We start from the raw sequence: 19,890 nt of genomic DNA on the forward strand, positions 1-19,890 counted from the left end.
GCAACGGTGCGTTGTATTCTCCGCCGGTGAGCACTCGGAACGGCCCTCGCAAGGCGGAGGCGATCTTCGCCGCGACTCTCGAACTCCTGGCGGAGCACGGCTACGACAAGCTCGCCATCGAGGCCGTCGCCGCCCGGTCCGGCGTCAACAAGACGACGTTGTATCGCTGGTGGCCGTCAAAGGACGCGCTCCTGGCCGCCGCGTTGCGCGATTCGGGCCTGTTCGCCGTCGACGTCCCGGACACCGGCAGCCTGCGCGGCGATCTTCTCGCCGTGGCAACGCAAATCCATCGCTTGCTGACTTCGGAGCACACCGCGCCGGTCGTCACCGCGACCCTGACCGCGGGCCCCCGGCGCCCGGAACTCGGTGACGTGGCGAGGAGTTTCTTCGCCGACCGCATGGCTCGCGAGGAGCCGATCTTTGAACGCGCCATCGCCAGAGGCGAACTGCGCGCCGGCGTCGATCCGGTCCTGGTGATGGATCTGCTGGCGGGGGCGATCTGGTTCCGCTCGCTGCTGCGCGGCGGCGAAACCGGTCCGAAATTCCTCGAAGAAGTCGTCGACACAGTGCTGGGTGGTGCCGCGTGAAAATCACGCTGAAGATCGAATCCGAACGGCTCGAAGATTATCTGGCCGCCGACGCGATCGTCGATCACGATCATCCGCTGATCCGCGAAACGGCTGACAGCCTGTCACCGACCGGCGGCACCGAAGTCGACGTGATTCGTTCGATGTTTCACTTCGTACGCGACGAGATCGCCCATACGGTGGACGCCGCCGATTCCCGCGTCACCCTTATGGCCTCCGAGGTTTTGCGCGAGCGGGTCGGACTCTGCTACGCGAAGGCCCACCTGCTGGCCGCTTTGCTTCGCAGTCAAGGCATCCCGGCCGGGTTCTGTTATCAGCGGATCGGCGTCCTGCACGGGCTCAACGCCGTGTACCTCAGTGGTCCGGACCGGTGGATCCGGCTGGACCCGAGGGGCAACAAGAACGGCGCGGACGCGCACTTTCCTTTCATACGAGCGAGTCAGCCGGAAGACGAACGACTCGCCTGGACGCTGGACCCGGCGAAGGGCGAGATCGACTTCCCCACCGTGTACACCGCACCGTCTTCGGCCGTCGTCGAAACCTTGTCGTCCGCGAAGCCCGGTCCGGCGTGGTACGAAGGAATCCTTCCGCACGCTCCGTGAGTGGTTTTTCCGTGATCCGGCGAAACCTCCGATGCGAAACCGGCATCGCCGAGCGTCACATTCGTTGTTGGTCCCTTTCCCCCGATTTTCTTATTTCGACATTGTCACGATGCGCGTAGAGTAACTCCCCGCACTCGAACAGATACGCACTGCGTTCGTCCGTTCGGGTGCTGATCAAGGAGGTGACCCTCGTGCCCGCGGAAGCCGACCGGCTCCGCCGTACCCCGTTGCAAGAGATCTTCTGGACCAGGACGAGTCTTCTGCTCACCGTACTGGTCGTCGTCGCGGGCCTCAGCCTGTGGATCTCCAGCATGATGGATCCCGGCGCCGGCAAGACACTGCTCACCTCACTGGGCACCGGCACCCTGATCTCCGCGGTGGTCGGCTTCGGCCAGACCCTGATCACCGCCACCGCGTCACAACGCGCGATGGTGACCCCGGTGATCGAGGAAAGCCGACGAGCGCTGGAAGCGCTCAGCGCCGAATACCGTTCGCTCAACAAGGAATTCTTCCCCACCCACGTCTTCGAAGCGACCACCGATCCGGATCCGTTGTTCAACCGGGTCATGACCGAAGACCTCGACGTGGCCAGGCACTACTTCTTCCGCGGGTTCTCCGGCAGGCACGCCGCGGCCCGATTGTTGTTGTCCCGCACCGAAAGGGAGCTCCGCGTGGTCATCGCCGATCCACGCGACGAGGGCGCGATCGGTGGCAGGGCGCGGTATCTCCTGCGCAGCGAAGAAGCGGGCATGGACTACGAGACCATTCGGTCGCGGCTCAACGACGAGATCAGCATCGGCCTGGTCGGGCTGTTCCTGGCGCGCAGCCGGTGCTCGCTGGTGGACATCACCGTCGTCGCCGACCCGCCCTTGGACCGGCTCGAAGTGTTCGACGAGAGCGTTTGGGTGACCTTGTACAGCGACATCCGCGGCGCGACCACGTTGTATCCGCGAACGCTGCGGTTCAGCGAAGGATCCTTCCTGTACAACAAGGAACGCTCCGAGTTCCTGCGTGTGTCCCAGTCGCGGTCGGGACGGCACTTCCGCATCTCCACCACGACGACGCGGGCGGATTTCCTCGCCCTGTACGAAAAGATCACCGGCTCTCCCCTGTCCGAAGAGAACTTCCTCGAACTGGAAGGGAAATTCCATGCCTTCCGGAAGGAGTTCACCACCCTCGCCGAGTTGAACCCCTGACCTCTCGGCGTCGCAGAGCACTAGATTTGAGGAGCTGAAGTTGCTCACTCGCTTGTCCCCCCTCACCCAGCTCTCCGCGCTGCTCCGGACCACGGACCTGCCGCTGGCGCAGCACTGGCAGATCGTCGACGGGATCTTCCGCGACTGGACGTCGAGACCGGAGTTGCGCGACGACCTCCGGCGGCATCTGGATTCGCTGAGCCCGGACGAGGCGAGCGCGGTACTCGAGCGATCCAGGGAGACCACCACCCATTTCGCCTGGTGCCTGCTCGATTGTCCGACAGATCCTTTTTCGGTCTGGCTCCACGAGTACAAGGCGCCGGAGGACTGGCGTGAGGGGTACGCCGATTCCGTGCACAATCACAGATACCACTTCTGCACCACGATCCTCCGTGGCAACTACGTCCACGAACGTTATTCGACCCTGCGCGACCAGCTTTCCGGATTGATCACATCGGTTCGGTTACGACGTAGCACGCTGTGTCAGACCGGGTCGGTAGGCGTCATGTACGCGGACGAGTTCCATCGGATTCCCGAGGCCACCGAAGGGACTATGACGTTTTTGGTGAAATCACGCCCCGTGAGCGAGTTCAGTCTTTCCTTTGACCCGAAGACCGGGACAGGGCATCGTCACGTTCCGGTTGAGGTCCGATTGGGGGATCTCGCCGGCCGCATCTAACTACACACCGCCGTCGAAGGCGCATACCATTACTCCACCCGTCTCCTGAACGGGATCGGAGAGGTGTATGCGCGCGCGAAAGAGCACGATTCCTTCCCACACCATTGACGCCGTCGAGCAGCACGTCCGGCGACTGTGCTGGCGTTATGCGGACAAACTGCAGTTCCACGGCTGGCACCACGTGAGTTTCGTCCGGGCCAAGGCCGCGGGGTTCGCCGACCACAACGGCGCGGATCGCACCGTCGTCGAAGTGGCGGCGCTGGTGCACGATGTGAACTACATCGTGCTCCGGAACTCCCCCGCGGCCGCCGGACGAGACCTCCGGATGGACATCCTGCGGGAATGCGGGGTCGAGGAGAACGTGGGCCGATGGATCGACGAGATCATCGACGAAGCCGAAATGGCCACCAGAGGCCGCCACATCTCGCTCGAAGCTCAGGCGTTGAGCGACGCCGACACGCTGTTCAAGGCGCTGCCGGTGACGCCCGTCGTCCTCGCCCACCGCTATCTGCGGGAGAACGGGTTGAGCCTCCGCGAACTGGCGCACAAGATCGTCGGGGAACAACGCGACGTCCACGACAGCGGCTATTACTTCTATAACCCGAAAGCCGCAGAGAACTACTCCCGCTGGGCGTTGGCGAATCTCCAGTTGTGGCAATGCATCAAGGAAGCCGTCGACGATCCGACGGTCGTCGAACTGCTCGACGCGGTGCACGCCGTGGACGCCACGGACTTCGAAGTCGAGCCCGCGGCGTCCTAGGACGTCAGTGAACGTGCCGGCGCCTCCGCCAGTACGCGAAGCAGACTGCTGCCAGCAAGGGGCCCCACAGCAGGAGCGGCACGTAGGTGAGTTCGAAGAACGCGAGTTGCCAGCCGTGCATGGCATTCGCGGGGTAGTCGGCCGGGAGCGGGTCGCCTTGGATGGTGAGCCCGGACATCCCGGTGACGAAGGCGGTGGTCCACAGGACGGTCAGGATCGTGGCGCCGAGTGCGGCGGGCAGGATCGCGGCGAAGGGCCGCACTCGGCGTCCGCCCAGCCACGGGATCCAGCGAGGGACGACCTCGCCCCAGGAGGCGATCAGTCCGATGGCGGTGAACGCCAGCAGTTCCGAGACGACGGACAGGCCGACGATGTACACCGGCCCCGGCAACCACGACGGGAGCTGGCCCGAGCCGTGCGTGGCGTCGTCGCCGATGTGGAAAACGACGGTCATGATCCGCCACACGCCGGAGGGCAGCACGACGAAGGGGATGGCGTAGGCGGCGATCCGGGCCCACCGGGGGACTCCCGGCACGGGGGCGTGCGCGTTGTGCCAGGCGGCGCGCATTCGCCCGGGCGCGGTGGGGTGGTGGACAGTCATGCATGCTCCTCGGACCATCGGATGCCGATCAGTTGATCGGTTCCCACGATCACAGCCGCCGCTGCCCGTCGGCCTCCCTCGCCGGTTTGAACCCCGCCCGTCGCTTGGGGGAAGGTGTGGCCTAGCGCTGGCCGTAGCCGCGAAGTTTCTCCACGACGTGCTCGATCTCGTCGGGCAGGAGCAGGTTCGGCGTTCCGGCCGCGCGCGCCGTCAGCCATACCTGGCAGACCCACTCGAGCTGTTGCGCCCGGCTGTACGCCGAGCCGAGGCTGTCGCCGAAGGTGGTGGTGCCGTGGTTCGCCAGCAGACAGCCCCGGCGGCCGTCCAGCGCCTCCAGCATGGCTTTGGCGAGTTCTTCGGTGCCGTACGTCGCATAGGGCGCTACGCGGGCTGTCGGACCGATCGCGGCGAGCATGTAGTGGATCGGCGGTACCTCGGTCACGAGGGTGGAGACCGCCGTGGCGTGCACGGAATGCGTGTGCACCACCGCGGAGATCGGCTTGCCGTCCGGATCCGCCGCCTGCCGGTACACCGTGAGGTGCATCGGGAGTTCGCTGGTCGGTTTGAGCGTGCCTTCGACGATTTCGCCGTCCAGACCGACCACCGGGATGTCTTCCGGCCGCAGCCCGGCGTAGTCGACCCCGGTCGGGGTCACCGCGACCAGCTCGCCCTGCCTCGCGGAGACGTTGCCGGAGGTGCCGACCACGAGCCCGTCCGCGGTCATCCGGCGGGCGAACTCGCAGACCGCCAGGCGTTCTTTGGCCAGGATCACCGTCACAACCTCCAAAGTCCGCGGGCCGCGGCCAGTGAGGCCTGATAGTCGGCATAGCCCTGCTCGTAGAACCCTACGTTCTCGGGCCGGACCTCGACGACGCGCGCGCTCTCCGCCCAGAGTTCCCGGTCGACCGGCTCGCCGAGGGCGTCCGCCGCGACGATCACCGCGCCTCGCGCGCCCACCCCGGGATCGCCGGGGATCACGATGGGCCGTCCGAGAACGTCGGCGAAGATCCGGGTCCATTCGAGCGACCGGACCCCGCCGCCGCACGCGTACAACGTGCCGGTGAGCCCGGCCGCCTCGAAGCATTGCCTTGCCGCGTATGCGATCGACTCGCACAGCGCCCGGACGATGTCCCCACGTTCGCTCTCCAAGCTCAGCCCGGAGAACTGGGCCCGCGCCGAAGCGTCGACGAACGGCGCCCGCTCGCCGGACGCGGAGAGGAACGGAAGCGCGCGGACCCCGCCCGCTCCGGGCTCGCTCGTGCCGAGCAGCGAGCCGATCTCCTCGACCTCGATTCCGAACAGGCGGCACACCCAGTCGATCCCCGCCGTGCCGACCATCGCCGGCATCGCCCGCAGGAACTCGCCTTCTTCCGGCGTGCAGAGGAACATCCCGGCGGGCTCGCCTTCCGGATCGAACTCCGCCGAGTCCGTCAGGACCTGGCAGGCGAGGGTGGTGCCGGCGGTGAGGATGCCGTCGCCCGGCCGTCGCACACCGGCGCCGATGGCACTCGCGGGCAGGTCGAACGGCCCCGCGGTGATGGGCAGCCCGACCGGAAGACCGAGCAGCCGGGCACCGCGTTCGTCCAAGCGGAACACGGTCTTCGGCGCCGCCGGCTCCGCGAACAGGTTCCGGCGGTGGGAGAGACCGACGGCCGCGATAGCGGCTTCGTCGTACCGCCGGGTGGCCGGGTCGAGGAACGGCAGCGAAGCATCCGACGCGTCGACCGTGATCTCGCCCGTCAGCCGCTGGAGTACCGCGTCGACGCAGTAACCCGCGACCGCCGCCCTGTCCAGCGACTCCGGTTCATGAGTGTCCAAAAAGGACATGATGGCCGCGGCGCAACCGGGGAACATTCCCGACGCGGTACGGCGGAACACTTCCCTGGTCACTCCGCCTGACTGCCACTGGGCGAGCAACGAGTTCGCCCGGCCGTCGAGCCAGGAGATCGCCGGGCGCACGGCCTCGCCGGATTCGTCGCGCAGCCACAGCCCGTCGCCCTGACCGGTGAGGGCCAGTGCGGTGACCGGACCGTCGAGCCCGGCGGCGACCTCGCGCACCACCGTCGCCACGGTGCCCAGCACCTGATCGAGATCCTGTTCGACCAGCCCGCCCGGCAGGTGGTGCACCTCGGACGTGGTGCACGCGCTCGCCACGGACATCCCGGCCTTGTCGAAGACGACCGCCTTGGTCAGTGACGTGCCGATGTCGACGCCGATGATCATGGCCGCAGGACCTCGGGGTTCGCCAGATTGGCGAGCGCCTCCCCGCGCGCGTACCGGCCGACTTCGGCGGCGACGATGCTCGCCGCCCGCTCCGCCGTCTGCCTGCTGGCCCCGGCGAGATGCGGGGTCGCGATCACGTTCGGCGCGTCGCGCAACGCCCAGTCCGCGGGCGGGGGCTCGACGTCGTACACGTCGAGCGCGAGCGCGCCGAGCCGTCCTGAGCGCAGGGCTTCCGGCAACGGGGAGTAGTCCAGCAAGCCGCCGCGCGCGGTGTTGACCAGCACGGCGCCTTCCGGCAGCAACGCGAGTTTGGCGGCGTCGATCAGGTGCCGGGTCTCCTCGGTGAGCCGGGCGTGCAGGCTCACCACGAAACTGCGGCGCAGCAGGTCGTCCAGTTCGACGAGCTCCGCGCCGTCGGCGCTGATCCGGGCCGGGTCGGCGAACGGGTCCGAGACCAGTACCTTCGCGCCGAACGCGACGAGCACCTTGGCCACCCGCGCACCGATCGCGCCGTACCCGACCAGGCCGACGGTGGTCCCGTCGAGTTCGAGGCCGGTCTGGTCGTAGGCGTAGTAGTCGCCGCGCCAGGTGCCGCCCAGCAGTTCGGCCGAGGACGTCGAGATCCGGCGCATCGCGGCCAGGATCATCCCCACCGCGAATTCGGCGGCGGCACCGGCGTTACGGCCCGGCGCGTACGTCACCGCGACGCCCGCTTCGGTGGCCGCCGCGAGGTCGACGTTGACCGGGCCGCCCCGGCACACGGACACGAGTTTGAGCCCCGGCGCGGCCGCGAACACCTGCTTGGTGAAAGGCGCCATCTGGGTCACCGCGACCTCGGCTCCCGCCAAGGCCTCGATCACCTGCTCCTCGGTGCCGCTGGCCTCGTGGACGTTCGCGACCGGACCGAACGGCTCCACCGGCCACGGCAGGGTCAGTTCCGAGAATTCGTGCCCGGCGCCGATCTCGGCACGGACGGCGTCGGCCAGCAGGCCGGTGCCGACGAAATGGTCTCCCGCAGCGAGTACCCGCAACTCTGCGTCCTCTCTCCGTGCCCGTGTCGGGCCGCGTTCAGTGAGCTTGCTCGTATTCGGTGATGTGCGCGACCTTGCTCGCGCTGGCCGAGGCCGGGTCGAAACGATGGCCGACCCATTCGGCGACGATCTTCTTCGCCAGCTCCGGACCGATCGCCCGGGCGCCGAAGGTGATCACCTGGCAGTCGTTCGATTTGACCGAACGCTCGGCGGAGTACGAGTCGTGCGCGACCGTGGCCCGGACACCGGGGACCTTGTTCGCCGAGATCGCCATGCCGATCCCGGTCCCGCAGACCAGGACTCCGCGATCCGCCTCGCCCCGTGCGATCGTCTCCGCCGCCGCCAGGCCGAGCAGTGGGTACGCCTTGTCGTCGGACCCGTCGGCCACGCCGAGGTCGGTGACCTCGTCCACCCGGTCGTCGGCGAGGAGCAGGTCACGCAGCTGGTCCTTGAGTGCCACCCCGGCGTTGTCCGCCGCCACCACGATCCGCATTCAGTCTTCCTTTCCGAGAGCCTGGCCGACCGCGGTGACGAGCAGCGCGAACGAAGTGGCCCCGGGATCGGGGTGCCCTTCGCTCCGCCGCGCCAACCGCGCCGCCCGGCCTTTGACGGGCAGCAGGTCCGCCGTAGCCTCCGCAGCGCTCACCGCGATCTGGGCCGCCTTCTGCCAGGCCTGCGGGACGTCGGCGCCCGCCTCGGCCTGTTCGCGCAACGCCAGTCGGAACGGCTCGATGGCGTCGAGCATGGTCTTCTCGCCGGGCTCGGCCTTGCCCAGTTCGACGAACGCCTTCACCGCGCCGTCCACCGCGCTCGCGAGTGTTTCCGTGGTGACTTCTTCGGCCGCCAGGCCACGCAGTCCCGCGCCGGTCTCGGCGAGCAGGACGCCGTACAGCGCGCCGGACGCACCGCCCGCCGCGTCGGCGAACGCCGTCCCGGCGGCCAGGAGCGCGGTGGACAGCGAGTCTCCATCGCGCCGAGCGGCGGACACCGCAGCCCGCATACCCCTGGTCATCCCCAGCCCGTGATCGCCGTCGGCCGCTACCGCGTCCAACCGGCCGAGCTCGGCTTCGTTGGCCTCGATGTCGCGCAGGGCCGCGGTCAACGCGCGATCCACGATGCCCTGGCCCGGCTCGGCCTCCGCCAGCAGAGCGTCCACTGTGGACTCCAGCGGGACCTGCGCCAGCGCGGCACCGGTGCTCCGGTAGCCGGGCGTGTCGCAGGGGGCCGCGTAGAGCTCGGCGAGTTCGTCGTCGAGCACCAGGATCGACAGCGAGACACCCGCCATGTCGAGCGAAGTGACGAACTCGCCGACCTCGGTGTGCGACGGGCTGAGCCCCGCCGCGGCGAGCCGCTCGTGCACCCGGGTGTAGGTCGCGAACATCTCCTCGTATTTGGTGCGGCCCAGCCCGTTCAGCAGGACCACCACGCGTCCGTCGCCGGTGGGCAACTCCGGGAGGAGACCGTCGACCAATTCGTCGGCCAGCTCCCGTGCGCTCAGCCTGCCGACCGTGCGGACACCGGGCTCGCCGTGGATGCCGAGGCCCAGCTCCATCTCGCTCTCGCCGACGGTGAACAGCGGAGCGGACGCCCCGGGCAGCGTGCACCCGCCGAACGCCACGCCGAACGTCCGGGTGTTCGCGTTCGCCTTCTCCGCCACCGCGTGCACGGCGGCCAGATCGTCACCGCGTTCGGCGGCGGCGCCCGCGATCTTGAAGACCAGGAAGTCGCCCGCGACACCGCGACGCCTTTCCGGCGCGTCGGCGGGACCACTGGCGATGTCGTCGGTGACCAGGATCGTCCGGCTCTCGATGCCCTCGGCGGCCAGCCTGCGCGCCGCCAGTCCGAAATGCAGCACGTCGCCCTGGTAGTTGCCGTAGCCGAAGAGCACGCCGGCTCCGCTCTCCGCGGCCCGCGCGGTGCGATAGACCTGTTCGGCGCTCGGGCTGGTGAACACGTCCCCCACCACGGCTCCGTCGGCCAGACCGGGACCGACCAGCCCGGCGAACGCGGGATAGTGCCCGCAGCCGCCGCCGATCACCACCGCGACCTTGGGTTCGGTTTCTTCCCGGCGCAGCACGCCATAGGCGCCGGGAACCTTGCGCACCGAACGCCCGTAGGCCGTGACGAACCCGTCCAGCCAATCGCGTTTGAACGTCTCCGCGGCGCCCAGGACCGTCATCGCCCGCTCGCTTCCGCGAATTCACCGGACAGGTACGCGAGCAGCTTGCGACGGACGTCGTCGTTGTTCTCCGCGACCTCGGCTGCCAGCTCCAGCGCGTCCGGCTTCGGCGGGTACACCGGATTCGGCAACGCGATCACGGTGAGCCCGGCCGCGGCGGCGGCACGGATGCCGTTGCTGGAGTCTTCGACGCCAAGGCATTCCTCACCGGACCGGCCGAGCCTGGCCGCGGCTTCGAGATAGACGTCCGGGCTCGGTTTGCCCCTGGCGACCTCGGCGCTGGAGACGGTCGCGGCGAACTCGCCGGTGAGCCCGTGCTTGGAGAGCACCGCGTCGATCACCCGGCGGGCGGCCGACGACGCCAGCGCGACCGGCACCTTCGCGCTCACCTCGCGGACCATCTCCCCGGCGCCCGGCAGGAGGGGCGCCTCGCCCGCCTCGATCGCGGCGATCATGCCGTCCACGACGGCACGCTCGACCTCGGCCGCGCTTTCCGGGGTGCCGGACCGCTTCGCGAGATACGCGGCCCACTCGGGCGCGCTCATCCCCTGCACGGACGCGGTGTCCTCGGCGGTCCATTCGGTGCGGTGCCGGGCGGCGTACGCCACCCAGTTCTCCTCCCAAAGGTGTTCACTGTCGACGAGGACACCGTCCAGGTCGAACACCACCGCGGCGAGTGCCATCCGGCATCTCCTTTCACATCGATGCTGTTAAGTTAACATCGATATTGTGATCTAGGCAAGCTTTGAGGAGGGATCGCGTGGTCGCACGGTTGTTATTGGCGCGGCACGGCCAGACGGAATGGCATGCCGAGAACCGGTACGCGGGCAGCAGTGACGTCGCACTGACCGAGGAAGGGCTACGGCAGGCGGACGAGCTCGCCGGGTTGGCCGCCGCGGCCAAGCCGTCCGCCGTGTTCTGCTCGCCGCAGAGCCGGGCACGGCGCACCGCGGAGCCGTCCGCCAAGGCGTTGAGCCTGCCTTTACGGGTGGTCGAGGAGCTGCACGAAGTCCACTTCGGACTGATGGAGGGGCGCACCAGGGCCGAGCTGGCGGAGACGGATCCCGCTGCGGTGGCGAGGTTTCTCGCCGATCCCGTGAGCGGCGCGTTCCCCGGTTCGGAGCCGCCCGCGGACGCGGCCGCCCGCGGCGCCGTCGCCTTGCGCGGGATCGCCGCCGAGGTGCCGGGCGAGACCGTGCTGGTCGTCGCGCACAACACCTTGATCAGGCTGACGTTGTGCGCACTGCTCGGCATCCCGCTCGAGAACTACCGCACCGTGTTCCCGCGGCTGGACAACGCGGCCGTCACGGAGATAGAGATCGACGGCACGCGCACCGGCCTGCTGCGCCTCAATCAGCCTGCGCGCACGCGATACTGGACGACATGAGCGATGAGAAGACGGCCGGTGCGAGCGCGCACTCTCGTAACACGCGTCAGCAGCTGATCACCGAACACGTCTTCACAGCCGGCTCCGCGAGTATCGCCGACCTGGTGGAACTCACCGGCGTCAGCACCATGACGGTGCACCGCGACGTCGACGAACTGGCGCGGCGCGGCCTGCTCCGGAAGTACCGGGGTGGCGTGTCGGCCATGCCGTCGACGGTGTTCGAAAGCAACGCCGACTACCGGATGAACGTGCATTCGGAAGAGAAGATGGCCATCGCCGCGCACGCGCTCGCGCGCGTCGAGCCGGGGATGTCGATCCTGCTCGACGACTCGACGAGCGCGCTCGCGCTGGCGAAGATGCTGCACCGCGTCACCCCGCTGACCGTCGCGACGAACTACCTCGGCGCCATCGAACTGCTCAAAGGCGTCCCCGACCTGCGGCTCATCTGTATCGGCGGCGACTACTCCGCGACCCACGACTCGTTCCTCGGCATGCAGAGCCTCGAGGCGATCGAGCGGATCAACGTCGACGCGACCTTCGTTTCGACGTCGGCGATGAACACGCGGATGACGTTCCACCAGGAACCGGAGATCGTGATGCTGAAGCGCGCGATGCTGGCCAGCGCCCGGACGAAGGTGCTGCTGATGGACCACAGCAAGACCGAACGCGCGGCGCTGCACCGGCTGGCGCCGTTGAGCGACTTCGACGTGCTGATCGTCGACGACGGAGTGGAAGAGCACCTGGTCGAGGAGATGCGGAGCCAGGTGGAAGTGGACCTCGCGGAGCTCTGAGGCGCGCGCCCGGGTGAGGCTAACACGAAAATCCACCGATGTAACATCTTGAAAGTTAAGTTAACACGATCCATGATACGCTGAACACGACGTCATGGAGGCGTGCATGAACCAGGTAACACCGCCGTTATCGCGATCCGGGAGCGGGTTCGCCCGCGTACTGAACCGTTGGGGCCTGCCCGCCCCGCTGTTCCTCGGCTACGCCGGGCTGCTGCTGTTCATGATCGGCGACGGGGTCGAGTCGGGCTTCATCGCGCCGTTCATGGCGGACAACGGCGCGGGCACCGAGATCAAGGCTTCGTACGTGATCACCGTGTACGGCGTCGCCGTGATGCTGGCGTCGTGGTTGTCGGGCGCGCTGTCGGATCTGTGGGGCCCGCGTCGCGTGATGATGATCGGCCTGGCCATCTGGCTGGTGTTCGACGTGCTGTTCCTCGCGGTCGCGGTGTCGGGTGAGAACTACCCGTTGATGCTGGTGTTCTACGGTCTGCGCGGGTTCGGCTATCCGATGTTCGCGTTCGGTTTCCTGGTCTGGATCACCGCGGTGGCGCCGGTCGCCAGGCTCGGCGCGGCGGTGGGCTGGTTCTACTTCGCCTTCACCGGCGGGCTTCCGACGCTGGGCGCGTTGGTCGCGAGCTTCACGAACCCGGTGCTGGGCCAGTACGGAACGCTGTGGGTGTCGGTGGCGCTGCTCGCGCTCGGCGGATTGCTCGCGATCTTCGGTGTCCGGCAACGGACCGGGTACACCCGGCTCGCGCCGCCGGACGTGAAACCGGTGCAGAGCCTGGTTTCCAGCGTGTCGATCGCGTGGAAGAAGCCACGCGTCGGCGTCGGGATGCTCGTCCGCGTCATCAACACCGCGCCCGAATTCGGGATGCTGGTGTTCTTCCCGACGATCTTCATCGAGGGGATCGGGTTCGGGGAGAGCCGCTGGCTCCTCCTGGTCTCGGTCATCTACGGCACGAACATCTTCTTCAACCTGATCTTCGGCGTGCTGAGCGACCGGATCGGCTGGCGCACCACGATCTTCTGGTTCGGCGCGATCGGCTGCGCCGTCTCGATCCTGTTGCTCTACTTCGTCCCGATCGCCATGGGCGCCGAGTACTACTGGCTCGCGCTGCTCGTCGGCGCGCTGTACGGCGCCACGCTCGCCGGGTTCGTGCCGATCTCGGCGCTGCTCCCCTCGCTCGCCCCGGAGAACAAGGGCGGCGCGATGGCCCTGCTGAACCTGGGCGCGGGCGCGGCGGCGTTCGTCGGGCCGGCGATCGTCAGCGTGTTCCTCGGCCCGCTGGGCGCGGCCGGCGTGGTGATCGTCTTCGCCGCGCTGTATCTGGTCGCGGCGGTCATGGTGCGCTACCTGAAGCTGCCCGATGAGACGGCGAAGGCGATCGAAGAGGACAAGAGTCTGCAAGAAGTCGGAGAGAAGGTCGTCACCACGTGAACCAGCCCGTCACGATCGGCATCGACGTCGCCACCGCGGGGGTGCGAGCCCTCGCGGTGCGCGGCGGCACCGTCCTCGCTTCGGCCGCCGGGCCGCTGCCCGCGCCGGTCCGCGACGGCCGCGGACACAGCGAGCAGGACGCCCGGTCCTGGTGGCCGGCGGTGAAGACGGTGCTGGCGAAGGTCACCGGCGAGCTGCCGGGCAGGGGCGGCGAGGTCGCCGCGGTGGCCATCGCCGCGACGTCGGGGACGATCGTCGGGGTAGACGCGTCGGGTGCGCCGGTCACCCCCGCGCTGATGTACGACGACAGGCGGGGTGCGGAGCTCAACCGCGAGGCCACCGCGCTCGGCGCGGATCGCTGGCGGCGGCTCGGTTTCGGCGTGTCCGCCACGGCCGCGCTCGGCCGGATCGCCTGGCTGGCCGGGCACGTCCCCGACGTCGCCGGGATCCGCCACACCCCCGATCTGATCGCCGCGGAGCTCACCGGCGGGCCGGTGGCGGCCGACTGGTCGCATGCCTTGAAGAGCGGTTATGACCCGCTCGCCCTCGAATGGCCCGCCGAGGTCTTCGAGGCATTGGGGGTGCCGGCGAGCCTGCTCCCCTCGGTGGTCGCGCCGGCCACCGTGCTGGGCGAGGTGGCCCGTCCGGTCGCCGGGCTCCCGGCCGGCTGTCCGGTCGTGGCCGGGATGACCGACGGTTGCGCGGGCCAGCTCGCGGCCGGCGCGGTCGCTCCCGGGAGCTTCGTCGGGATCCTCGGCACGACGTACGTGCTCAAGGGAGTCACCGAAGACCTGGTGCCGGATCCGACGGGGGCGATGTACAGCCACCGTCATCCGGACGGCTGGTGGCTGCCCGGTGGCGCGTCGAACACCGGCGGCGAGGCCGTCGCCGGGCAGGATCGCCTTTCCGAACTCGACGCGGCCGCGGCCGAACTGGGTCCGGCGAAGGTGGTCGCGTATCCGTTGCGGCGCAAGGGCGAACGCTTCCCGTTCGCCAGCCCGGACGCGGAGGGCTTCGTGTCGGGCGAGGCCGACGAGGTGGAGCTGCACCGGGCCAGGCTGGAGGGCGTCGCCTTCCTCGAACGGCTGGCGTTGGACCACCTGCGCCGCCTCGGTGTCACGGTCACCGATCCGCTGCTGGCGGCGGGCGGCGGCAGCAGAAGTCCTTTGTGGACACGGATCAGGGCGACCGTCAGCGGTCTCGGCCTGCGGGTGTCACCCCAGGCGGAATCGGGTTACGGCGCCGCACTGCTCGCCGCGGCGGGAGTCCTGCCGGGCGGGCTCACCGAGGCATCCGAGGGGCTCGGCGGGGGGACACTGGTGGAGCCCGACGAGCGCGAAAGTGCCGCGCTCGCCGAGTCGTACCAGCGATTCTGCGCCGAGCTGCACACCAGGGGCTGGATCGACGACGAGTTGTTCGCCGTCGTCCGGCGTTAAAAGATCAGGAAGGGCGTGGGCCGTTGGATTTGGTGGGAGCGGGCTTCGGCGCGGCCTCCGGTTTGGGTGCCTCGGCGGCATCGGGGGCCGGAGCCAGCAGCCGGATGGCCTCCTGGACGGCGACGTCCGTGGCGGAGAGCCGATCGGCGACCTTCGACCGGAGTTCCAGCGCGAGCTTCCGGGCCTGCTGGGCTTCGGCCTGCTGAGTCTTCGCGTCGGTGAGAGCCTCCGCGACCTGCTCCTGCTTCGCGGCGATGTCCTCCGCCGAAGACTTCTCCGACTTGGCGATCTTCTCCGCGGAGATCCGCTCGGCCTCGGCGCGTTTGGCCGCCGACACCCGATCGGCTTCCGCGATCTTGTCCGCGGACGCCTTCTCGGCCTCCGCGCGGCGAGCCGCCGAAGCCTCCTCGGCCTTCTTGTCCGCGGCGGCGCGGGCCCGGACGCTCTCCATGTCCAGTTCCTTGCGCTTCTGCGCCGCCTCGGAGTTCAGCCGCTCGATCTCCGCCTTGGCGTCGGCGAGCAGCTTTTCCCGCTCGGCCTGCGCGTCCTTGGCCGCCTTCTCGATCGCGCGCTGCGTCTCGTGGGCGTACTTGTCCGCTTCGGCCCGGGTCGACTTGGCGTCGGCTTCCGCGGCGGCCTTGAGGTCGGCGATCTCCTCCTCGGCGAGCTGCATCATCATGCGGACGCGTTCGGCCATCGCGCCTGCGCCGGACGGGCTCGAACTCATCCGCACGAGGGCGGCCTTGGTCTCGTCCAGTTCCTTCTGGGCGTGGCCGAGCGCCTTGGTGAGTTCACCGGCGGTCGCCACGGCCTCGTCGCGGCTGCGTGACGTCTGCTTGAGTTCGGTCGCCAGTTCGGCGAGGCGCTCGTCGACCTGACGCTTGTCGTAACCGCGGACAGAGCCCGCGAACGGGGACGATTTCGCTGAGGGCGCCTGAGGCGCCGTCTTCTCAGGAGCGACCATGGCGGCCACCTTAATGAGCTGGCACCCGTCGGGCAGTACCGCCAAACGGCTGCACTCGGCGTGCGGCGGACCGATCACATGGCATCCTGCATTGTTGACAGGTCGTAAGCAGCGGAGGCCCGGTTGGACATCTCGGCGATCCTCGAAGACATCCGCGAGCACTGGCACGTCTACGCCACGATGCCCTTCATCGCCGCGCTCATCGGGTACATCACGAAACGCGTCGCCATCGAGATGATGTTCCGGCCGCTGGAGTTCGTCGGGATCAAACCGTTCCTCGGCTGGCAGGGGGTCATCCCGGCCAACTCGCGCCGGATGGCGACCACCGCCGTCGACCTGCTGACCAAGAACCTCGTCGATCCGCAGGAGATCTTCTCCCGGCTCGATCCCGAGGAAATGGTCAAGGAACTCGAAGAGCCGCTTCTCAAGGCCGTCGAGGACGTCACCCGCGAGGTGATGGAGCAGTATCAGCCCAGACTGTGGGAACTGCTGCCGACCCGGGCGCAGCGCATGCTGGTCGATCAGGTCCGCGCGCAGGCGCCGAAGGTCGTCGCGCGGCTGATGCGTGAGGTGTCGACGAATATCGATGAGGTCCTCGACGTCAACGAGATGCTGATCAACTCGATGGTCCGTGACAAATCGCTGACCTGCCGCCTGATCAAGGAGGTCGCGACCCCGGAGCTCCGCTTCATCGCCCGGTCCGGCATCTGGTTCGGCTTCGTCATCGGCCTGATCCAGTTCGTCGCGTGGGCGCTGACGAAACAGCCGCTGATCATGCCGATCTTCGGTTTCGTCACCGGGTTCGTCACCGACTGGCTGGCGCTGAAGATGATCTTCTACCCGCGCGAGCCCCGCCGGTTCCTGTTCTTCAGCTGGCAGGGCATGTTCCAGAAACGCCGCCAGGCGGTGGCCAAGGACTACGGCGCGCTGATCGCCGACGAGGTCCTCACCGTGCGGAACGTGATGGAGGCCGTGCTCACCGGGCCCAAATCGGACAAACTGTTCGCGATGATCACCCGCGAGGTGCAGCGGACCATCGACGCGCAGGCGAGCATCGCGAAACCGTTGGTGGCGCTGACTGTCGGCGGGGTCCAGTACCAGGAGATGAAGAAGGCCGCGGCGGAAAAGGCGATCGCCTATCTCCCCGAAACGGTGAAACACGTGGAGAGCTACGCCACTGACGCGCTCGACGTCCGCAACACCATCGTCACGAAGATGCAGCAGCTGACCCCGCTCGAGTTCGAGGGGATCCTCCGTCCCGCCTTCCAGCAGGACGAATGGAAGCTGATCGCGGTCGGCGCGGTGATCGGCGGGCTCGTGGGTGAACTTCAGGTCCTGTTACTCCTCCATTGAGGACCGGCGGCTAGGTTGCCCTTCAAGCAAGACGCGGGAGGGGCTCGGAAGTGGACGCCGTCATCGCCGATCTCGGCGAGCACTGGCCGGTGTACGTCAGCATGCCGTTCATCGCCGCGCTGATCGGCTACGTCACCAAACGCGTCGCCATCGAGATGATGTTCAAACCGGTGGAATTCGTCGGCGTCAAACCGTTCCTCGGCTGGCAAGGGGTACTGCCGGCGAACGCGGAGCGGATGGCGGCCACCGCCACCGAGATGCTGACGAACAACCTCGTCGACCCGAAGGAGATCTTCGCCAGACTCGACCCGGCCCAGGTGGCGAAGGAGATCGAGCAACCGCTCCTGCGGATCGTCGAGGACGTCACCCGCGAGGTGATGGAGCAGTACCAGCCCAGACTCTGGGAAGTACTGCCGAACACCGCCCAGCAACTGCTGCTCAAACGCGTGCAGGCGGAGGCGCCGCGTGCGATCACGAAGATCATGGGCGAGATCTCGGAGAACATCGAGGACGTCCTCGACCTCAAGCACATGGTCGTGACGAACCTGGTGCGCGACAAGGCCTTGCTGAACCGCCTGATCCGCGACATCTCGCGGCCGGAGATGCGGTTCATCGCGCGGTCGGGGATCGTGTTCGGGTTCTCCCTCGGCTGTGTGCAGCTGCTGGTGTGGGCGCTGACGAAGTCGCCGATCGTGCTGCCGCTGTTCGGTATCGGCATCGGCTGGTTCACCGACTGGATCGCGCTGAAGATGATCTTCCTACCGCGCGAGCCGAAACGGTTCTTCGGCTTCTACACCTGGCAAGGCGTGTTCCAGAAGCGCAAGGACCAGGTCTCCGCCGACTACGGCGACATGATCGCGCGCGAGATCATCACCATCCCGAACCTGCTCGAAGCCGTGCTGAGCGGGCCGAAATCGGACAAGCTGTTCTCGATGATCACCCGCGAGGTGCAGCGGACCATCGACGCGCAGGCGAGTGTCGTGAAGCCGTTCGTCGCGATGGCCGTCGGGAGCAGGCGGTTCCAGGAGATGAAGCAGACGGCGGCCGCGAAGGCCGCGACGCGGATCCCGGAGACGATCCGCCACGCCGAAAGCTACGCGGTCAACGCGCTCGACGTCCGGAACACCATTGTGGACAGAATGCGGCGGCTGAACCCGCTCGAATTCGAGCAGCTGCTGCGCCCGGCGTTCCGGCAGGACGAGTGGAAACTGATCGCCGTCGGCGCGGTGATCGGCGGCCTTGTCGGTGAACTTCAGGTGCTTCTACTGCTTCACTGAAGGCCAACCGATACGGTTTCCCCCTTCCCTGAGCGAAGCGAGGAGGTCGTGTGGACGCCGTCCTGGACGACCTCGCCCGGCACTGGTGGCTGTACGCCGCGATCCCGTTCGTCGCCGCGCTGATCGGCTACGTCACCAAACGCGTCGCCATCGAGATGATGTTCAAACCGCTCGAGTTCGTCGGGATCAAACCCTTCCTCGGCTGGCAGGGCGTGGTGCCCAAACACGGCGGGCGGATGGCCGCCGTCGCGACCGAGCTGCTGACGTCGAATCTGCTGGACGTCAAGGAGGTCTTCCGCCGGATCGATCCGGCGATCATCACGCGCGAGATCGAGCAGCCGCTGCTGCGGGCCGTGGACGAGGTCGCCCGCGAAGTGCTCGAAAAGCACCATCCCAGGCTCTGGGAGGTCATGCCGACGATGGCGCAGGAGCTGCTGATCAAGCAGGTCCAGGCGTCGACGCCGCGGCTGGTGCGCGAGTTCATGGAAGAGATGACCGAGAACCTCGACGAGGTGCTCGACTTCCAGCACATGACCGTGCAGCGGCTCACCAGGGACAAGAAGCTGCTCGTCCGGCTGATCCGCGAGACGTCGCGGCCGGAGATGGCGTTCATCGCGCGCACCGGGATCTACTTCGGCTTCGGGCTCGGCATCGTGCAGGCGTTCGTCTGGGCGCTGACGAAGGAACCGTGGGTGCTGCCGATCTTCGGTGGCTGCATCGGGCTGTTCACCGACTGGCTGGCGATCAAGCTGATCTTCGTGCCGCGTGAGCCGGTCCGGGTCGGGCGGGTGATCCTGCAGGGCAAGTTCCAGCGGCGGCGGGCCGAGGTCGCGCATCAGTACGGCGAGATGATCGCGAACGAGATCCTCACCGTGCCGAACCTGCTCGACGCCGTCCTGCGCGGGCCGCGGTCGGATCGGCTGTACGCGCTGGTCGAGCGGCTGGTGGCGCAGGCCGTCGACGAGCAGGCGAGTGTCGCGAAACCGATGGTCGTGATGGCCGTCGGCGGGCAGCGGCTGCAGGAGATCAAGCAGGCGGCCGCGCGGAAGGCGCTGGAGCGGCTGCCGCCGACGATCCGGTACGCCGAGGGCTACCTGACCGAGGCGATGGACGTCGCGAAGATCGTCGAACGGCGGATGCTGGGGCTGACGCCGCTGGAGTTCGAGGGGTTGCTGAGGCCCGCGTTCCGCCAGGACGAGTGGAAGCTGATCGCGGTGGGTGGGCTCATCGGCTTCCTGGTCGGTGAGCTGCAGGTCCTGCTGATGCTCCACTGACCTGCGTTTCGCGGGCTAATCGCGATCCCGGGTCTCCGTCCAGCCGGATCGCGTTTCGCGGGCTAAACGCGATCCGGGGCGCGGAAGTGAGGCGTTCTCACGTGCGCGA

General features: G+C 68.0%; 20 protein-coding genes. 12 read left to right on the forward strand and 8 right to left on the reverse strand.

What is annotated here, in order from left to right:
- Nucleotides 1-26 precede the first annotated feature (26 nt).
- The 5 genes from AB8M46_RS08255 to AB8M46_RS08275 all read left to right on the forward strand — a co-directional run bounded on the left by AB8M46_RS08255 (nucleotide 27) and on the right by AB8M46_RS08275 (nucleotide 3,824).
- Nucleotides 27-587, forward strand: a complete 561-nt coding sequence (locus tag AB8M46_RS08255) for a TetR/AcrR family transcriptional regulator (RefSeq protein WP_394359980.1) — start codon at nucleotides 27-29, stop codon at nucleotides 585-587.
- A complete protein-coding gene (locus tag AB8M46_RS08260) occupies nucleotides 584-1,189 on the forward strand; it encodes a transglutaminase family protein (RefSeq protein WP_037335347.1) in 606 nt (201 codons plus the stop codon). Before AB8M46_RS08255 ends, AB8M46_RS08260 begins: the two co-directional genes overlap by 4 nt.
- 149 nt (nucleotides 1,190-1,338) lie before the next feature.
- Complete coding sequence (locus AB8M46_RS08265) at nucleotides 1,339-2,385, forward strand: hypothetical protein (protein ID WP_394360862.1); 1,047 nt, start codon at nucleotides 1,339-1,341, stop codon at nucleotides 2,383-2,385.
- 40 nt (nucleotides 2,386-2,425) lie between these two features.
- Complete coding sequence (locus AB8M46_RS08270; RefSeq protein ID WP_037335344.1) at nucleotides 2,426-3,064, forward strand: hypothetical protein; 639 nt, start codon at nucleotides 2,426-2,428, stop codon at nucleotides 3,062-3,064.
- 67 nt (nucleotides 3,065-3,131) lie between these two features.
- Nucleotides 3,132-3,824, forward strand: a complete 693-nt coding sequence (locus tag AB8M46_RS08275; protein ID WP_037335342.1) for an HD domain-containing protein — start codon at nucleotides 3,132-3,134, stop codon at nucleotides 3,822-3,824.
- 4 nt (nucleotides 3,825-3,828) lie between these two features.
- Here the strand turns inward: AB8M46_RS08275 and AB8M46_RS08280 are convergent, their stop codons facing one another.
- The 7 genes from AB8M46_RS08280 to AB8M46_RS08310 form a co-directional block, all read right to left on the reverse strand.
- Nucleotides 3,829-4,425: a hypothetical protein gene (locus tag AB8M46_RS08280; protein ID WP_394359981.1), complete on the reverse strand. Its 597-nt coding sequence runs from the start codon at nucleotides 4,423-4,425 to the stop codon at nucleotides 3,829-3,831.
- Between the two features lie 121 nt (nucleotides 4,426-4,546).
- On the reverse strand, nucleotides 4,547-5,197 hold the full coding sequence (locus AB8M46_RS08285; protein ID WP_394359982.1) for a class II aldolase/adducin family protein: 651 nt from the start codon (nucleotides 5,195-5,197) through the stop codon (nucleotides 4,547-4,549).
- Between the two features lie 2 nt (nucleotides 5,198-5,199).
- Complete coding sequence (locus AB8M46_RS08290) at nucleotides 5,200-6,648, reverse strand: FGGY family carbohydrate kinase (RefSeq protein ID WP_394359983.1); 1,449 nt, start codon at nucleotides 6,646-6,648, stop codon at nucleotides 5,200-5,202.
- Entirely contained in the window at nucleotides 6,645-7,679 is a 1,035-nt protein-coding gene (locus AB8M46_RS08295; protein ID WP_394359984.1) for a 2-hydroxyacid dehydrogenase, read from the reverse strand. Before AB8M46_RS08295 ends, AB8M46_RS08290 begins: the two co-directional genes overlap by 4 nt.
- Nucleotides 7,680-7,716: 37 nt before the next feature.
- Nucleotides 7,717-8,172, reverse strand: a complete 456-nt coding sequence (locus AB8M46_RS08300) for a ribose-5-phosphate isomerase (RefSeq protein WP_037335333.1) — start codon at nucleotides 8,170-8,172, stop codon at nucleotides 7,717-7,719.
- A complete protein-coding gene (locus AB8M46_RS08305; protein WP_350595550.1) occupies nucleotides 8,173-9,858 on the reverse strand; it encodes a dihydroxyacetone kinase family protein in 1,686 nt (561 codons plus the stop codon). It abuts the gene before it with no gap.
- The gene (locus tag AB8M46_RS08310; RefSeq protein WP_037335327.1) at nucleotides 9,855-10,541 is read right to left on the reverse strand and encodes an HAD family phosphatase; all 687 of its coding nucleotides are present in this window, start codon (nucleotides 10,539-10,541) and stop codon (nucleotides 9,855-9,857) included. The genes AB8M46_RS08305 and AB8M46_RS08310 overlap by 4 nt, the downstream gene beginning before the upstream one ends.
- A 77-nt stretch (nucleotides 10,542-10,618) precedes the next feature.
- On the opposite strand from AB8M46_RS08310, the gene AB8M46_RS08315 reads away from it, so the two are divergent.
- The 4 genes from AB8M46_RS08315 to AB8M46_RS08330 all read left to right on the forward strand — a co-directional run bounded on the left by AB8M46_RS08315 (nucleotide 10,619) and on the right by AB8M46_RS08330 (nucleotide 14,913).
- Nucleotides 10,619-11,245 carry a histidine phosphatase family protein gene (locus AB8M46_RS08315; RefSeq protein WP_394359985.1) on the forward strand — a complete coding sequence of 209 codons (627 nt, stop codon included), beginning with the start codon at nucleotides 10,619-10,621 and terminating at the stop codon, nucleotides 11,243-11,245.
- Complete coding sequence (locus AB8M46_RS08320; RefSeq protein WP_037335321.1) at nucleotides 11,242-12,036, forward strand: DeoR/GlpR family DNA-binding transcription regulator; 795 nt, start codon at nucleotides 11,242-11,244, stop codon at nucleotides 12,034-12,036. Before AB8M46_RS08315 ends, AB8M46_RS08320 begins: the two co-directional genes overlap by 4 nt.
- Before the next feature lie 106 nt (nucleotides 12,037-12,142).
- The gene (locus AB8M46_RS08325; protein ID WP_394359986.1) at nucleotides 12,143-13,477 is read left to right on the forward strand and encodes an MFS transporter; all 1,335 of its coding nucleotides are present in this window, start codon (nucleotides 12,143-12,145) and stop codon (nucleotides 13,475-13,477) included.
- Entirely contained in the window at nucleotides 13,474-14,913 is a 1,440-nt protein-coding gene (locus AB8M46_RS08330; protein ID WP_394359987.1) for an FGGY-family carbohydrate kinase, read from the forward strand. Before AB8M46_RS08325 ends, AB8M46_RS08330 begins: the two co-directional genes overlap by 4 nt.
- Before the next feature lie 4 nt (nucleotides 14,914-14,917).
- On the opposite strand, the gene AB8M46_RS08335 is transcribed toward AB8M46_RS08330, so the two are convergent.
- On the reverse strand, nucleotides 14,918-15,877 hold the full coding sequence (locus tag AB8M46_RS08335; RefSeq protein WP_125733235.1) for a hypothetical protein: 960 nt from the start codon (nucleotides 15,875-15,877) through the stop codon (nucleotides 14,918-14,920).
- 123 nt (nucleotides 15,878-16,000) lie between these two features.
- Between AB8M46_RS08335 and AB8M46_RS08340 the strand changes: the two genes are divergently transcribed.
- Genes AB8M46_RS08340 through AB8M46_RS08350 form a run of 3 tightly spaced genes read left to right on the forward strand, consistent with a single transcriptional unit; the run spans nucleotide 16,001 to nucleotide 19,781 of the window.
- Nucleotides 16,001-17,230 (forward strand): DUF445 domain-containing protein, encoded by a 1,230-nt coding sequence (locus AB8M46_RS08340; protein ID WP_037335314.1) that lies wholly within the window; start codon nucleotides 16,001-16,003, stop codon nucleotides 17,228-17,230.
- Nucleotides 17,231-17,280: 50 nt separating this feature from the next.
- The gene (locus AB8M46_RS08345) at nucleotides 17,281-18,507 is read left to right on the forward strand and encodes a DUF445 domain-containing protein (RefSeq protein WP_394359988.1); all 1,227 of its coding nucleotides are present in this window, start codon (nucleotides 17,281-17,283) and stop codon (nucleotides 18,505-18,507) included.
- Nucleotides 18,508-18,557: 50 nt separating this feature from the next.
- Nucleotides 18,558-19,781: a DUF445 domain-containing protein gene (locus AB8M46_RS08350; RefSeq protein WP_394359989.1), complete on the forward strand. Its 1,224-nt coding sequence runs from the start codon at nucleotides 18,558-18,560 to the stop codon at nucleotides 19,779-19,781.
- Nucleotides 19,782-19,890 lie beyond the last annotated feature (109 nt).

Source organism: Amycolatopsis sp. SB7-3, assembly GCF_041021335.1.
Taxonomy (GTDB): domain Bacteria; phylum Actinomycetota; class Actinomycetes; order Mycobacteriales; family Pseudonocardiaceae; genus Amycolatopsis; species Amycolatopsis japonica.

What these genes read in the sequence shown, in the direction of transcription:
- AB8M46_RS08275 (WP_037335342.1), top strand. Translation starts at nt 3,132, where the DNA reads ATGCGCGCGCGAAAGAGCACGATTCCTTCCCACACCATTGACGCCGTC.
- AB8M46_RS08280 (WP_394359981.1), bottom strand. Translation starts at nt 4,425, where the DNA reads ATGACTGTCCACCACCCCACCGCGCCCGGGCGAATGCGCGCCGCCTGG.
- AB8M46_RS08290 (WP_394359983.1), bottom strand. Translation starts at nt 6,648, where the DNA reads ATGATCATCGGCGTCGACATCGGCACGTCACTGACCAAGGCGGTCGTC.
- AB8M46_RS08300 (WP_037335333.1), bottom strand. Translation starts at nt 8,172, where the DNA reads ATGCGGATCGTGGTGGCGGCGGACAACGCCGGGGTGGCACTCAAGGAC.
- AB8M46_RS08305 (WP_350595550.1), bottom strand. Translation starts at nt 9,858, where the DNA reads ATGACGGTCCTGGGCGCCGCGGAGACGTTCAAACGCGATTGGCTGGAC.
- AB8M46_RS08310 (WP_037335327.1), bottom strand. Translation starts at nt 10,541, where the DNA reads ATGGCACTCGCCGCGGTGGTGTTCGACCTGGACGGTGTCCTCGTCGAC.
- AB8M46_RS08320 (WP_037335321.1), top strand. Translation starts at nt 11,242, where the DNA reads ATGAGCGATGAGAAGACGGCCGGTGCGAGCGCGCACTCTCGTAACACG.
- AB8M46_RS08325 (WP_394359986.1), top strand. Translation starts at nt 12,143, where the DNA reads ATGAACCAGGTAACACCGCCGTTATCGCGATCCGGGAGCGGGTTCGCC.
- AB8M46_RS08335 (WP_125733235.1), bottom strand. Translation starts at nt 15,877, where the DNA reads ATGGTCGCTCCTGAGAAGACGGCGCCTCAGGCGCCCTCAGCGAAATCG.